At 71.7% G+C, this 14,768-nt stretch carries 12 protein-coding genes; 3 read left to right on the forward strand and 9 right to left on the reverse strand.

The features are described from left to right. Nucleotides 1–2: 2 nt before the first annotated feature. The 3 genes from Q9R08_RS12410 to Q9R08_RS12420 all read right to left on the reverse strand — a co-directional run bounded on the left by Q9R08_RS12410 (nt 3) and on the right by Q9R08_RS12420 (nt 3,940). Complete coding sequence (locus tag Q9R08_RS12410) at nt 3–1,160, reverse strand: glycosyltransferase family 4 protein (protein WP_308868338.1); 1,158 nt, start codon at nt 1,158–1,160, stop codon at nt 3–5. Then, the gene (locus tag Q9R08_RS12415; protein WP_308868339.1) at nt 1,147–2,757 is read right to left on the reverse strand and encodes a DUF2142 domain-containing protein; all 1,611 of its coding nucleotides are present in this window, start codon (nt 2,755–2,757) and stop codon (nt 1,147–1,149) included. Before Q9R08_RS12415 ends, Q9R08_RS12410 begins: the two co-directional genes overlap by 14 nt. A 337-nt stretch (nt 2,758–3,094) precedes the next feature. Further along, on the reverse strand, nt 3,095–3,940 hold the full coding sequence (locus Q9R08_RS12420; protein ID WP_308868340.1) for an RDD family protein: 846 nt from the start codon (nt 3,938–3,940) through the stop codon (nt 3,095–3,097). Between the two features lie 16 nt (nt 3,941–3,956). On the opposite strand from Q9R08_RS12420, the gene Q9R08_RS12425 reads away from it, so the two are divergent. The 3 genes from Q9R08_RS12425 (at nt 3,957) to katG (ending at nt 7,892) form a co-directional block, all read left to right on the forward strand. Continuing rightward, nucleotides 3,957–4,952: a stage II sporulation protein M gene (locus Q9R08_RS12425; RefSeq protein ID WP_308868342.1), complete on the forward strand. Its 996-nt coding sequence runs from the start codon at nt 3,957–3,959 to the stop codon at nt 4,950–4,952. 101 nt (nt 4,953–5,053) lie between these two features. Further along, nucleotides 5,054–5,536 carry a Fur family transcriptional regulator gene (locus Q9R08_RS12430; protein ID WP_308868343.1) on the forward strand — a complete coding sequence of 161 codons (483 nt, stop codon included), beginning with the start codon at nt 5,054–5,056 and terminating at the stop codon, nt 5,534–5,536. Between the two features lie 46 nt (nt 5,537–5,582). Next, the gene (gene katG, locus Q9R08_RS12435) at nt 5,583–7,892 is read left to right on the forward strand and encodes a catalase/peroxidase HPI (RefSeq protein WP_308868345.1); all 2,310 of its coding nucleotides are present in this window, start codon (nt 5,583–5,585) and stop codon (nt 7,890–7,892) included. A gap of 72 nt (nt 7,893–7,964) precedes the next feature. Here the strand turns inward: katG and aqpZ are convergent, their stop codons facing one another. The 6 genes from aqpZ to Q9R08_RS12465 all read right to left on the reverse strand — a co-directional run bounded on the left by aqpZ (nt 7,965) and on the right by Q9R08_RS12465 (nt 14,718). Next, complete coding sequence (gene aqpZ / locus Q9R08_RS12440) at nt 7,965–8,762, reverse strand: aquaporin Z (RefSeq protein ID WP_308868346.1); 798 nt, start codon at nt 8,760–8,762, stop codon at nt 7,965–7,967. 202 nt (nt 8,763–8,964) lie between these two features. Then, a complete protein-coding gene (locus Q9R08_RS12445; RefSeq protein ID WP_308868495.1) occupies nt 8,965–10,266 on the reverse strand; it encodes a DUF58 domain-containing protein in 1,302 nt (433 codons plus the stop codon). A gap of 75 nt (nt 10,267–10,341) precedes the next feature. Next, entirely contained in the window at nt 10,342–11,364 is a 1,023-nt protein-coding gene (locus Q9R08_RS12450; RefSeq protein ID WP_418001346.1) for an AAA family ATPase, read from the reverse strand. Further along, nucleotides 11,361–12,560: a DUF4350 domain-containing protein gene (locus tag Q9R08_RS12455; RefSeq protein WP_308868347.1), complete on the reverse strand. Its 1,200-nt coding sequence runs from the start codon at nt 12,558–12,560 to the stop codon at nt 11,361–11,363. The genes Q9R08_RS12450 and Q9R08_RS12455 overlap by 4 nt, the downstream gene beginning before the upstream one ends. After that, nucleotides 12,557–13,243, reverse strand: a complete 687-nt coding sequence (locus tag Q9R08_RS12460) for a DUF4129 domain-containing protein (protein ID WP_308868348.1) — start codon at nt 13,241–13,243, stop codon at nt 12,557–12,559. The genes Q9R08_RS12455 and Q9R08_RS12460 overlap by 4 nt, the downstream gene beginning before the upstream one ends. Beyond that, the gene (locus tag Q9R08_RS12465; protein ID WP_308868350.1) at nt 13,234–14,718 is read right to left on the reverse strand and encodes a DUF7847 domain-containing protein; all 1,485 of its coding nucleotides are present in this window, start codon (nt 14,716–14,718) and stop codon (nt 13,234–13,236) included. Before Q9R08_RS12465 ends, Q9R08_RS12460 begins: the two co-directional genes overlap by 10 nt. Nucleotides 14,719–14,768 lie beyond the last annotated feature (50 nt).

The following is a 14,768-nucleotide window of genomic DNA, read 5'->3' on the forward strand; positions in this document are numbered from 1 at the left end:
CGTCAGTACCCGAGCCGCCGCAGCAGCTCGTCCACCGACCGCGCGAGCCCGCGCTCGACGCGCTCGCGTTCGAACCAAGCCAGCGTCGATGCACGCAGTGGCTTACCCGCGTTCACCACACGCACGATGGCGTCGCCGAGCGTGGCAGCCGACGCATCAACCGCGATCGCGCCGTTCACCCCCGGCTCGACGAGCTCGGCGGCCGCGTTGTCGTCCCCCGCTACGACGACGCTCGGGGTTGCGGCCGCGGCCGCCTCGGCGACCACGAGCCCGAAGCCCTCGCGGGCGGACGGGTTCACGAGCGCGGCGGCGGCGCGATAGCGGCGGCGCAGATCGTCGTCGTCGATGCGACCCACGAACTCGATGGCATGGGCGACGCCCGCCGCTGCCGCGGCCGCACGTACCCGCTGGGTCTCGGGGCCGCGCCCCGCGATCTGCGCGACGAGTTCGGGGATTTCCCGCCGTGCGTGCGCGAGGGCTCCCGGCAATGCGTCGAGCCGCTTGTCAGGGATATGGCGACCCACGAACAGCAGGATGGGCGGCGCGGACGGCACGACCGAGGCTTCGGGCTCCGACCCGACCAAGTCGACCAGCCCCAGGACGATAGGCTGCGCCCTGGGCCGATACACCCGCAGCCGGTTCCGCGTGAATCCGCTGTTTACGGTGGCGACATCGCCGATCCGGATCGCGAGCGACTGGAGCAGCCAGGCGATCGTCCCGGTGAGCACGCCCCCGTACGCGCGCCACTTGCGCGCGGACCAGACCTCGAGCCAGTCCACGACCAGCCGCGTGCCGCTGCCGAGCAGGGCGAGGCGAACCGCGAAGACGTTCAGCACCGGCAGCGCCGCGACCACGACCGCGTCGTAGGCATCACGCCGGCGCACGAAGTGGCTGAAGAGCGCAAACGCGAACGCCACCGCGCTCGAAGTCGTGCGGGTGCCGTTCGCGTCGTAGATCTCGCCCCGCCAGACGCCGTGCAGGTCGAACGGCGCGGGAGGTGCGGCATCCGTCTCCCATTCGGAGCGGGTCACGTACGTGACGTGTGCGCCACGTTCGACGAGCAGTTCGGCCATGCGGCGGTAGACGCGCTCGCCGCCACCGGTCTGCAGAGGAAAGAAGCAGTCGTACGCGATCGCGATCCGCGGCTCAGTCGCGCGCATCGACGCGCTCTGCCTCGGGAGCAGGCTGCTCGGGCTGCGGGTCCGCCTCGCGCCGCGCCGCGCCCCTCGCGAGCCACGCCACGAAGACGACGTACGCCGCGGATGCGGCCGTGAACACGAGCGTGAGGGCGGGCCAGCCGAGCGGCGGTTGCCATTGCGGATCCCGCCACATCGCGCTGAGCGGCTGTTCCATGCCCACGACGTAGCGCACAAGAGCGAACCAGAACGCGTACAGCCCGAACGCCGCGACGAGCGTCGCGGCGATCGCCGTGATCCGCACCGAGAGGTGCGCGATGCGCCGCCCGTCACGACCAGAGAGCAGCCACGCCGCGACGATCACCACGCCGAGATAGAGGAACAGGCCATAGCGCCCCTGCCAGATGATGCCCGTCTGCGCGACGCTTCGCGCCTGCACGACCACAGGCACGAGGAAGGCAGCGGCGAGCACCGCTGCCATCACCATCGTGGCGCGTCGCCGCAGGGCACTCAGAGCAAGCGTCAGGGGCACCGCGACAGCCGCCACGAGCGGCCAGTACGCCCATGTGGGGAGCACGGTGTCAAACCAGCCGAACCATCCTGCCGCCTGCTGAAGGAAGTCCGGTGTCGTGCGCACCATGTACGCGGCGCCGCGGAGCAGGCTCGCCCCCACCAGGGGTGCATCGCCTGGCTGAGCCCGACCCGACAGCGAGCCGCCGCCGAGAGTCCACGCGACCGAGAACACGGCGCCCGCAGCGATGGCGGTGAGCCACCCCCAGCTCGCGCGGGTTGTGAACAGCCGGCGTACGGGCTTCCACCCGGCGGTGATCGCGGCGAGCGCGACGATCACGACGACCCACAGCGGGCCGAGGGCGCGCACGTTCGCGACCACGATCGCCGACACCGTGACCAGCGCCCACAGCGGCGCGCGGTCCAGAGTCGGCGCGTCTGCGTGCTCGCGGTCGAAAGTCTCGAGCAGCCTCAACACACCCACCCACAGGGCGACGGATCCCGCGATCTCGAGCCCGTTCGGATTGACCGCGCCCATCAGATACAGGTTCATCGGCACCGCCGCGAACGCGACGCCCAACGGCATCCACCGGGAGCGGCGCCCCGCGACGGCGAAGACGAATGCGCTCGCCAGGAACGCCGAGCCCACGAGCGCGCTCACCAGACGCATCGCGTAGACCCCGGCGTTGCCATCTAGGAACACGGTCGGCCATCCGACGATGTAGTAGTACAGCGGGTTGTAGGTGCCTACCCACGTGTTGAACCACATCTGGCCGCCCGGATCGCCGAGCTCGGCGTCGCAAGAAGCGGGGACTTCGGGGTGCGTCGCGTAGCAGAGAAGGTCTTGCGTGTACTGGTCCTCAGGCGCGAGGTCCACGACGAGGTGGCGTACTCCCTCCACCGTGCGCCCGAAGACCTGACCCTGCAGCTGCCCGATCGCCTTCACGGCGTGGGCGTTCTCGTCCGGGACGGAGAAGATCGGGCTCGCGAGCGCCCACAGACCCGACAGTACGGAGAACAGGATGAAAGAGGAGAGCCAGATCCGCAGTGTCGGAATGCGCGGCGCATCAGGAGTCAGTGCGGAGACGGTCTGTGTGTGCGGTGTCGCCATCGCGCGTGCCGATGAACCTTTCAGTCTGCGCGAGGCCTCCCCGCTACGCCTTGCTCGGCCCTCTACTGCCTCGAGCTCGGTCCAGGATAACCCGTCGCGCGCACCGGACCGGCAACCGCACCCACGCCCGCAGATGAAATCTGTCCCGCGGCCGACCGTGCCGGTCGTCTGGTCGATATCGGCAGCGCCGACCTCATACCTGAGCCCCGGATCGCACGCCGGCAGCGGCATTCGTCCCGCCCCGCCGCTGATGTTCGTTCGTCATCCACTCGAGATCGCCCGCGATTTCCGCATACATATGTGAGGAACGAACGGGGAGAACGCGGCTTTTCCGGGATCAGCGCTCGGGGAAGCCGCGGGGCGGCACAGAGACCGGAGCCGCGAGCGCGTCGGCGCGCGCGGTCTCCAGACGCAGCGCGCGCAGCTCGCGCTCGCGCCGCACGGCCGCGACGCCGATGAGGAAGGTCTCGTGGTCGACGGCCGGCACCGGCGAGACGTGCACGGCCGTCTCCCGGGCGAGGGATGCCGCCACCCGGGCACGCGCCGTCGGCTCCATGTTGGCGGCCGAGCGTGCGAACTGCGCGAGGCGTCGAGACAGCCGTTCCGGCAGGCGCGCGACGTCGGCCACGGCCGCCCACTCCGCGAGGACGGGTGGGATGCCGAGCTGCGCGTCGGGCAGACGAGGGGTGCGCGTGCGTTCCGAGTAAGTGCCGGCGAGCAGGTCGCCGAGCCTTTGCGAACGGGGGGTGAAGGCTCCGACGAGGGCAGCGACCGCGCCGACCGTGAACCACAGCTCGAAGACGCCGACGAGTGCCCGGATGAACGCATGCCGGAATCCTGCGGCACCGCCGTCGGCGCGGACGATGCGCCCGCCGACCGCGAGACGTCCGAGGCTGCGCCCCCGCGTGGTCGTCTCGACCACCGTCGGGATGACGATCATCACGAGGACCAGGACGACGATCGTCAGGATGGGCACCACCGCCGGGTCGATCGCGCCCAGGCCGAGCAGCCAGCTGAGCCCCCACGCGAACAGCAGCAGCACCGCGACGCCGAGCAGCATGTCGATGAGCACGCCGAGCGCCCGCAGGAAGTAGCCGAGCGGCTGCACGTCCAGTGCGACGGCCTCGCCGGTGAGCACCTCGTCTTGATGGATGTCGACGATCGCGGGGCGCTCAGCGGTCATGGCTACAGTGAAACACATGGACCTCGACGCGCTCACGGCCGCTCGGCGCGAGGAATGGGCGCGGCTCGACGAACTCAGCCGGCGCCGGCACCTCTCCGGCGCGGAGGTCGACGAGCTCGTGACGCGGTACCGAGCGGCATCCGCCGATCTCGCCGACGCGAAGACGTCCGCCGGACGCAGTCTGCAGGGCGATCACATCTCGACGATGCTCGGGCGTGCGCGGCTGCGGCTCACGGGCGCACCCGAGAACGTCATGCGCCAGATCCCGCGCTTCTTCGCGCTGCAGCTCCCTGCTGCCTTGTACCGCGTGCGCTGGACGACCCTCGCCATCGCGCTGGGCTTCGTGGCCGTCGTCACCGTCGTCGCTCTGTGGGTGTCGGGTGACCCGGCGCTGGTGGCGAGCCTGGGCAGCCAGGCGCAGCTCGAGCACTACGCCGAGAACCAGTTCACCGAGTACTACAGCGAGAACCCCGCCGCGGTGTTCGCGGGCACGGTGTGGACCAACAACGCCTGGATCGCGGCCCAGTGCGTGCTCTTCGGCATCACCGGTGTGTGGCCGATCATGGTGCTGGTTCAGAACGCGGTCGGCGTCGGCACGGCGGCGGCCATCATGGCGGCGTTCGACCGCGGCGACGTCTTCGTGCTGTACATCCTCCCGCACGGGATGCTCGAGCTCACCTGCATCTTCGTAGCCGGAGCGGCGGGCCTGCAGATCTTCTGGGCATGGGTCGCCCCGGGCCCGCGCTCACGCGGCGAGTCGCTGGCCGCAGCCGGGCGCTCTCTCGCAACGATCGCGATCGGACTGGTGATCGCGCTCGGCTTCTCGGGGATCATCGAGGGCTTCGTCACAGCGCAGCCCTGGCCGTGGCCGGTCAAGATCGGCATCGGCGCGGCAGCGCTCGGCCTGTTCCTGGTCTACATGCTCGTGGTCGGGCGCCGGGCGCACCGCCTGGGGGAGAGCGGCGACCTCACCGAGTACGAAGCCGGCACCCCGACCCTCGTCGTCGGCTGACCCCGCCCGCCGAGCTTCCCCGTTCCGAGTGGCGGTGAAGGAGAGGGCGGATGCCGCATACCACTGTTTTGAATGGATCAAAACAACGGTAAGCTGACGGCATGCACCCGCACACAGTCGTCGACACGCATGTCGTCGACACCGCGGCACGACTGCGGGCGGCGGGGCTGCGGGTGACCGACTCCCGGCGCGCGGTCGTCGAGGCGCTCAAGGAGCGCCCGCACGCCAGCGCCGACGAGCTGTTCGGCATCGTGGCGCGCTCGGTGCCGGGCACGAGCCTGCAGTCGGTGTACAACGCGCTCGGCGACTTCGTCGATGCGGGGCTCGCACGCCGCATCGAGCCGGCGGGCCGGCCCGGTCTGTTCGAGCTGCGTGTCGACGACAACCACCACCACCTCATCTGCTCCGAGTGCGGCGCCGTGCAGGACGTCGACTGCGTCGTGGGGGAAGCGCCCTGCCTGACGCCGTCCGACGCGCACGGCTACGCGGTGCAGGCGGCCGAGGTGACGTTCTGGGGAGTGTGCCCCGCCTGCGCGACGGCCGGGGCGAGCACCGCCGAGCCGGCCACCGCCGCTCGCCCCTGACATCCTGTCCGACCTCTGATAGCCCATCCCGATTGGAAGGAAGCTCATGACCGACACCAACGACACGATCCCGGAGATCGGCGAGAACCCCACCGACGCCGATCAGGCGGTCACCCCGATCGACACGCCGGTCGACGAGCGCGAGGACGGCGAGAGCCGCCCGCGCCCGAACGAGTCTGAGGGCTGCCCGGTGATCCACGGCGGCCAGCCGCACCCGACCACCGGCAACGCCAACAGCGTGTGGTGGCCCAACCAGCTGAACCTCAAGATCCTCGCGAAGAACCCCGCCGTCGCCAACCCGCTCGGCGAGGACTTCGACTACAAGGCGGCCTTCGAGTCGCTCGACCTCGCCGCGGTCAAGGCCGACATCGCCGAGACCCTCACGACGTCGCAGGACTGGTGGCCCGCCGACTTCGGCAACTACGGTCCGCTCATGATCCGCATGGCGTGGCACAGCGCCGGCACCTATCGCGTGACCGACGGCCGTGGTGGTGGCGGTGCCGGTCAGCAGCGCTTCGCGCCGCTGAACAGCTGGCCCGACAACGTCAACCTCGACAAGGCTCGCCGTCTCCTCTGGCCCGTCAAGAAGAAGTACGGCCAGTCCCTCTCGTGGGCCGATCTGATGATCCTCGCCGGCAACGTGGCGCTCGAGTCGATGGGCTTCAAGACGTTCGGCTACGCCGGTGGCCGCCCCGACGTGTGGGAGCCCGACGCCGACGTGTACTGGGGCCCCGAGACCACCTGGCTCGACGACGAGCGGTACTCGGGCGACCGCGAGCTCGAGAAGCCCCTCGCTGCCGTGCAGATGGGCCTCATCTACGTGAACCCCGAGGGCCCCAACGGCAACCCCGACCCGCTGGCGTCCGCCCGCGACATCCGCGAGACCTTCGGCCGCATGGCGATGGACGACGAGGAGACCGTCGCGCTCATCGCGGGCGGCCACACGTTCGGCAAGACGCACGGCGCCGCGCCCGACACCAACATCGAGCACAACCCCGAGGCCGCCGGACTCGAGCAGCAGGGCCTCGGCTGGAAGAACAACCACGGCACCGGGCACGGCGATGACACCATCACGTCGGGCCTCGAGGTCACGTGGACCTACCACCCCACCCGCTGGGACAACGAGTTCTTCCACATCCTCTACGCGTACGAGTGGGAGCTCATGCGCAGCCCGGGCGGCGGCCACCAGTGGCGTCCGATCAACGGCGGCGGCGCCGACATGGTGCCGCTGGCGCACTCGAACGGCCGTCGCGAGCCGCGCATGCTGACCAGCGACCTGGCGCTGCGCACCGACCCGGCGTACGACGCCATCTCGCGCCGCTTCAAGGACGACCCCGAGGCGTTCGCCGACGCGTTCGCGCGGGCGTGGTTCAAGCTCACGCACCGCGACATGGGCCCGATCGACCGCTACCTCGGCCCCGAGGTCCCGGCCGAGGAGCTGCTGTGGCAGGACCGCGTGCCGGCCGTCGACCACGAGCTCATCGACGCGGCGGACGCTGCGGCGCTGAAGGCTCAGATTCTCGACGCGGGCCTCACGGTCTCGGAGCTCGTCGAGACGACGTGGGCCGCGGCATCCTCGTTCCGCGGCAGCGACAAGCGCGGCGGCGTCAACGGCGCCCGCATCCGCCTCGCACCCCAGAAGGACTGGGAGGTCAACAAGCCCGCCCAGCTCGCCACGGTGCTCGCGAAGCTCGAGCAGATCCAGGCCTCGTTCAACGACGGCCGCACCGACGGCAAGAAGGTGTCGCTGGCCGACCTCATCGTGCTCGCCGGCAACGCGGCGGTCGAGAAGGCCGCCCAGGACGCGGGGGTCGACGCAGAGGTGGTGTTCCACCCGGGCCGCACCGACGCGACGCAGGAGCAGACCGACGTGGAGTCGTTCGCGTTCCTCGAGCCGATCACCGACGGATTCCGCAATTACTACGGGCCGCGGGCGTTCATGCCCGAGGAGCACCACCTCATCGACCGGGCGAACCTGCTCACGCTGAGCGCCCCGGAGCTGACGGTCCTCGTGGGCGGTCTGCGCGTGCTCGGTGCGAACTGGGACGGCTCGGACTACGGCGTCTTCACCGACCGCAAGGGCGTGCTCACGAACGACTTCTTCGTGAACCTGCTCGACCTCGGCACGACCTGGAAGCCGCTGGACCCCGGCGCGCACGCGTTCTCGGGCTCGAAGGACGGCTCGGGTGAGCCGGTCGGCATCGGCACGCGCGTCGACCTGCTGTTCGCCTCGAACTCGGAGCTGCGCGCCGTCGCCGAGGTGTACGCGTCGGACGACGCGAACGAGAAGTTCGTGCGCGACTTCGTCAAGGCGTGGGGCAAGGTCACCGAGCTCGACCGGTTCGACCTCGTCTGACCTCGCGACGCACGAAAGAACGGCCCGTCCCGGCGAGGGGGCGGGCCGCTCTTTCGTCTGATGCGTCCGTGTCTACTTGACGCGTGCCTCGGCCTGGACCGGCGGCAGCGTGCCCTTGGGCTCGAACAGCGCGCGGTGCAGGACGCCGGCGAGCAGGCCGCCGACGATCGGGAACACGATGAAGACCCACAGCTGCGAGAGGGGACCGGGGCCGCCGTAGATCGCCGCGGCGATCGAGCGGGCCGGGTTCACCGAGGTGTTGTCGATCGGGATCGAGATGAGGTGGATGAGGGTCAGCGTGAGACCGATCGCCAGGGGCGCGAGCGCTGCGGTGCCGCGCGTCGAGTGCGTCACGCCGAGGATGATGAGCACGAAGATCGCCGTCAGCACCACCTCGGCGATGATCGCCGCACCCAGTTCGAAGCCACCGGGGGACCCGAAGTCGCCGGTGCCGTAGCCGTTCGACGCGAAACCGCCGTCCTGAGCGTTCGCCAGCCAGTTGTCGGTCCCGAAGATGCCGATCAGCACGATGAGGGTCGTGCCGAGGGCCCCGCCGATCACCTGGGCGATGATGTAGCCGATCGTCTTCTTCCACTCGAAACGCCCCGCCGCGGCGAGTCCGAGGGTGATCGCGGGGTTGAAGTGTCCGCCCGAGATCGGTCCCCAGGCATAGGCGCCGGCGACGACGGTCAGACCGAAGGCGAGAGAGACGCCGACGAAGGCGATGCCCAGCGGGTTGCTCTCCGAGTCGGCCGGGAAGTTGGCTGCGAACAGGGCCGCGCCCACACCGCCGAAGACGAGCAGAAACGTTCCCAGAGCCTCCGCGACGAGCCTGTTCACCGTGGTGGGCGGGATGGTGGTATCCGACATGGCGGACTCCTTTCCTCGTCGTGAGGCTAGCGCTACGCCCAGCGGATTCCCAGGAACCGCGCGCGGAGTGTCTCACTGTGACGGGTGATCTCGTGAGGTTTCCCCTCGTATTCAGGGGTTCGTTCTCATCCGTTCGGCTGACGGATGCCGCGCCCCGAGATCCGCGCCAGAGCCGGCGCACGACCTTGCCCGAAGCTGGGGTTCAGAGCCGGCCGGCGGCTTTAAGTGCGAGGTAGCGGTCGGCGATGCGGGGCGGCAGGTCCTCCGGGGTGGCGGCGATCGCCTCTCCGCCCGCGCGACCGATCGCCGCTGCCACGACGGCCGCGTCGTGCGCGCTCCGCTCCATCGCGGCGGCGCGATAGACGTCGGCGGCGTCGGGGCGCTCGGGAAGGGGCTCCTGCTCATCGGTCACCGCGCCGACCAGCACGTGCGCCCCGCGGGAGAGCGCGGGCAGCGACCCCAGGAATCCGCGCGCGGCCTCGGGGGCGTCTTGAGCCGTGAGGAGCACGACCAGCGACGGGCGTGACGTGAGCGCGCGCACCTGGGCGAACGCGGCGTCCCACTCGGTGTCGATGAGCTGCGGTTCGACCGGCGCCATCGCGTCGACCATCGCGGGCAGCAGTCCCGGGCCGTCGACGCGGGTGACGCGGGCGCGGATCGTGCGGTCGAACATCAGCAGGTGCACGTGGTCGCCGGCCCGGGTCGCGAGTGCGGCGAGCAGCAGCGCCGCCTCCATCGCGGCATCCATCCGAACGCCGTCGCCGACGCGCGCAGCCGCCGTGCGTCCGGTGTCGATCACGATCACGACGTGCCGGTCGCGCTCCGGGCGCCACGTCCGCAGCATTGTCGTGCTCGAGCGCGCCGTCGCGCGCCAGTCGATGGAGCGCACGTCGTCGCCGCGGACGTACTCGCGCAGGGCGTCGAACTCGGTGCCCTGACCGCGTACCTGGATGCTCGTGTTGCCGTCGAGCTCTCGCAGCCGTGCGAGCCGCGAGGGGAGGTGCCGTCGCGCGGTGAACGGCGGGAGCACGCGCAGCGCGCCCGGCTCGTCGAGCCGTGTCTGGCGTCCGGCGAGACGCAGCGGACCGTCGGATCGCACCACGACGAATCGGGATCGCAGCTCGCCACGTCGACGGGGAAGGAGCGGGATTCCGATCGCCCGGGACTCGCCGGGCGGGATGTCGACGGCCGGGCGCTCCGCCGGCGCACCTGCGGTGGGCTGCCAGGCATCGCGCACGCGACCGCGGACGGTGCGATCGCCGGTGTTGCGCAGCACGAGCTCGGCGCGTACCGCCTGGCCGAGCAGCACGCGGCTCGGAAGGCGCCGCTCGACCGTCATCCGGCGCGGATCCGGTGCCGCCGCCGCGTCGCTCAGCGCGGCGATCAGGCACAGCAGGATCCACCCCGCCGCCGCGAGCCACGGGTCGAGACCTGCCGCCGAGAGCAGCACCACGGGCACCGCTCCTACGGCGAGGAGCAGCGGCAGGCGGCCGGTCAGGTACATGTTCTCCTTCGATCTCGCTTCGATCTTCACCCGGGCCGCATCGACGTCGTCGGCGGTCGCGGCGATCGTCCCGCGTCAGATGGGGACGCGGGTCTGCTGCAGCACCGAGCCGAGCACGGCGTCGACCGACACGCCCTCGAGCTCGGCGTCGGGGCGCAGGCGGATGCGGTGCCGCCACGTCGGCAGCAGCATCGTCTGCACGTGGTCCGGTGTGATGGCGGGGTAGGCGCCCAGCCACGCCCACGCCTTCGACGCCGCCAGCAGGGCGGTCGCCGCACGGGGACTGACGCCGAGCTGCACCGAAGGGCTGCGTCGCGTGGCCTGCGCGAGGTCGACGATGTAGCCGAGCACGTCGTCCGAGACGGTGACGGATGCCGCGGCCCGCTGCGCAGCGCGGATCTCCTCGGCCGTCGCGGCGCGGCGCAGGCCTGCCCCCGCCAGATCCCGGGGATCGAAGCCGCTTGCATGGCGGCGCAGCACCGCGAGCTCGGCATCCCGAGCCGGCACGTCGACGATCAGCTTGAGCAGGAACCGGTCCAGCTGCGCCTCGGGCAGGGTGTAGGTGCCCTCGTGCTCGATGGGGTTCTGCGTCGCGGCGACGAGGAACGGGTCGGGAAGCGACCGTGTCACGCCGTCGGTCGAGACCTGACGCTCCTCCATCGCCTCGAGCAGCGCGGCCTGCGTCTTGGGCGGCGTGCGGTTGATCTCGTCGGCGAGGACCACGTTCGTGAACACGGGCCCCTCGCGGAACTCGAACTCTCCGGTCTTCGCGTCGTAGACCAGCGAGCCCGACACGTCGCCCGGCATGAGGTCGGGGGTGAACTGGATCCGCGTGGTGTCGAGGCCGAGCGCCGTCGAGAACGACCTCACGAGCAGCGTCTTCGCGACCCCCGGCACACCCTCGAGCAGCACGTGCCCGCGCGCCAGCAGGGCGATCAGCAGGCCCGTCACGGTGCCGTCCTGGCCGATGACGGCCTTGCCCACTTCGAGGCGCACGCGGTTCATCGCCTCGCGCAGCGCGGCATCGTCGGGGGGTGCGGTCGGGCGGTCGACCGCGTCGGACGCGGTCGCGCTCGGTGCCACAGGCGAATCCGTCATCGGGGGCTCCTTTCGGGGCGGACGGCCGCGCGTACGGCGTCCTCCAGGTCTCTCAGGCGTGTGCTCAGGGCGACGAGCTCGGCGTCATTTCGCGGGGTCTCATCGAGCAGGATGCCGCGCACCGCGCGGCGGTCGATGCCGGTGCGGCCCGCCGCGGCGTCGGCGATCTCGGGGGCGGCTGCGTTCGCGGCGAGCCCGAGCAGCGTGGCAAGTCGACGCAGCGCGCCGATCCGGAGGCGGTCCGCGGCATGCAACGGGTCGCTGGCGCGCGCGTACAGGCGCGCCCGGCCCTCCGTCGTCTCGGATGCCCGGACGGTCACCGGGAGCCGCTCGGCCACGAGCGGGCCGAACCGGCGGCCGCGCCAGATGCCGGCGGCGACCCCCGCGACCAGCAGCAGCACGATCACGGGACTCACCCACGGTGGCGTGAGCTCGCCCAGCGAGGGGTCGGCGTCGGCGAGGTCGGTGTCGCCCGCGCCCGGCATGTACCAGACGACGAGCGCATGCCGCCCCATGAGGTTGACCGCCAGCGCCGCGTTGCCGTCGTCGGCGAGGTGCTCGTTCGTGAAGAGGGCCCGACCGTCGACCGCGGCGACCCGGCCGTCGTCGGTGGGGTTGACGAGCAGTCCGAAGCCGCCGGCGGCCGGATAGCAAGGGGACGTGCCGTCGCCGGCGCTGTACACCCCGCCGGGAGCGAGAGCTCCGGCGCGGACGGCGTCCTCCACCTCGCAATCGGGGTCGACGCTCTCGTCGGGCGCGACGCCCGCGGGCGCCGAGCCGGCGACGAGCAGGTCGAGCGTCCGGGCGCGCGGTTCGATGAGCACGACGTCGGCGGCGGCCTCGGCGAGAGCGGTCACCGCGTCGTCGGACAGCGCCGGTGCATCGGGCAGGACGAGGGTCGCCTCCGCGGTCGCGAGCGCATCCGCCGCTGCAGCCCGATCCCGCACGACGACCACGTCGACGCCGTGTTCGCGCAGGATCTCGGCGATCGCCCGCGTGCCCGCGGGGCCGGTGGAATCGGGGTCCAGTGCGCCGCGCTGCGCCCACTGGTTCGCAGCCGAGATGGCCCCGCCGATCCCGCCAACGACGAGCAGTGCGAGCCCGATGGCGATCCAGGCTGCGACGCGGCGGCGCCGGCCGGCTGTCGCGGGGATGGCAGGGGCCTCCCGCCGCGGGGGAGCGGCTGTCGCGGTCACGCCGGCACCTCCTCGCGCGCAGCCGGCCGCGCCGCGGCGACCGCGTCGTCGACAGCGGCGACGAGGCGATAGAGCTCCGCGGTGCCGGGACGCCGCAGGTAGCGGACGTCGTCGAACGCCGTCGCGGCGTCCTCCAGCTGCGATGCGAGCGTAGGGAAGGAGCGACCGGCGCCGCGGGCGAAGGCGTGCACCGTCGCGCCCGGCGGCGGGTCGACCACGCCGCGCTCGAGGCACCCGCGGGCGAGCGCCCGGAAGCGCAGCACGATCGCCGCCTCCCAGTCGGCCGCCCCCGCGCGCTCGGCGGCGGCGGCCCGCAGTTCGGCGGCCGAGCGACGCTCCGCCTCACCGAAGAGCAGCGGCGGGCGCGCTGCCGCGCGGCGGGTCACTCGCGGCACGCCCCACACGAGGAAGGCGGCGACGATGATGACGACGACGACGACGGCCGCGACCAGCGCGAAGGTGGATCCCCAGCCGCCGGAGAGGTCGGGATTCAGCAGCGAGGCGATGAAGTCGCCGATCGCCCGCGCGATGCGGTCGAACGGGGTGGGCTCGGCGACGTCGTAGGCCGGATCGGACAGCTCCTGCTCCGCCCAGCGCCGCGCCTCGTCACCGTCGGCGGTGAGCGGTGGCACGGCGTCGGCGGCACGCGCGAACGCCTGCGTGAGGGCGGTGGTCAGGCCCACGGCGAGTCGCGGTCCGTGCCGTCGGGCGCGGCTCCGGGCGCCGTCCAGGCCGTCGCCGGGGTGGCGTCCTCGGGTGCGACATCGCCCGGGGCGTCCGTGGCCGGGGAAGCAGTCCGCGGTGCGGCACCGGGGTTCGCCGCCGGCGGGTACGGAGGCGGCGCGACCGCTGCCGGATATGCCGCCGGCTGCGCGGGAGCGGCATGGGCCGGGTGGCCGGCCGGCGCGTCGTACTGCGAAGGTGCGCTGTACGCCGGCGGTGCGCCGTACGCCGGCGGTGCGCCGTACGCCGGCGGTGCGGCGTACGCGGGGGGCGCTCCGTAGCCGGGCTGGGCCCCGTATACGGGCTGCTGCCCGGCGTACGCCGGAGCCGCGTATCCCGGCGGGTACGCCGGATACCCCGGGGCCGGGTACGCAGCCGCCACGCCACGGGGTGCGATCGCGCGTCCGATGTGCTCGCGGTACGGATCGGCCAGGTCGGTCGCTCCGGCATCCCGTCGCTCCACATACGCCAGCAGGTCGAGGTCGAGCCCTTCGCGGCGCATGCGGCAGTCGATGTAGATGAGCGCCGTCGCGGTGGACTGCACGACGACCGCGACCGCCTGCAGCAGGAGCGTGAGCACCTGGGTGAGCAGGGCCGCTGCGATGAAGCCGATGATGGCGGTCGGCTCGGGGGCGCCGGTCGGCGCGATGATCGTCGTCAGCCCCATCGACAGGAAGCTCATAGGCAGGCTCACGACCTGCGCCACGGCCGCGAAGATGACGCTGATCACGATGATCACGCCGAGCGCCGGCCAGAAGCGGCCGCGCGTGAGCGTCCACGAGCGCGACAGCGCCTGCAGGATCGTCGCGTGCTCGACGATGATCGCGGCGGGTACGAGCAGCAGCTTGATCATCAGCCACCAGGTCAGCGGGATGGCGGCGAGGATGACCACGATCGTGAGGGCGATGGCCGCCGGGGGTGCGGCGATGGCGATGCCGACGATCGCAAGGACGACGACGGTGACGAGAGCCGCGACCGCGAGGATCACCAGGAGGGAGTACCCGATCAGCCGCCAGGCGATCGGCTTGACCTGCCGCCACAGCGCGCCCAGGGTGAGCTTCTCGGCGAGGCCGGCGTGCGTCACCTCCACGACGACGATGCCCTGCACGATCACGCTCAGGGCGCCGGCGGCCAGCGACAGCACGATGCCCGCCACGGCGGTCAGGGCGATCGAACCGGCCATGACCGTCTCGTACTCGTCGCTGCCGGGCTGCAGTGTGTTCAAGCGTGAGAATGTGGCCCACATGACACCGAGCACACCGGCGAGCACGACGACGTAGGCCAGCGTCTGCACTACCAGGGCGAAGCCGAGGAGCACGCGCGGGTTCTGGCGCAGTGCCGCGAAGGAGCGGCCCAGGATCGTCCCGAACGACAGCGGGTGCAGCGGGATGATCCCGGGGCGGGACGCCGGCGTCCAGGCCGGGTACGCGGTCACGGTTTCCCCTTTCCGTCAGCGGCCCGACGTCGGTGACGGCGCGGGTCGGC

This window comes from Microbacterium psychrotolerans (genome assembly GCF_031085295.1).
Classification (GTDB): domain Bacteria; phylum Actinomycetota; class Actinomycetes; order Actinomycetales; family Microbacteriaceae; genus Microbacterium; species Microbacterium psychrotolerans.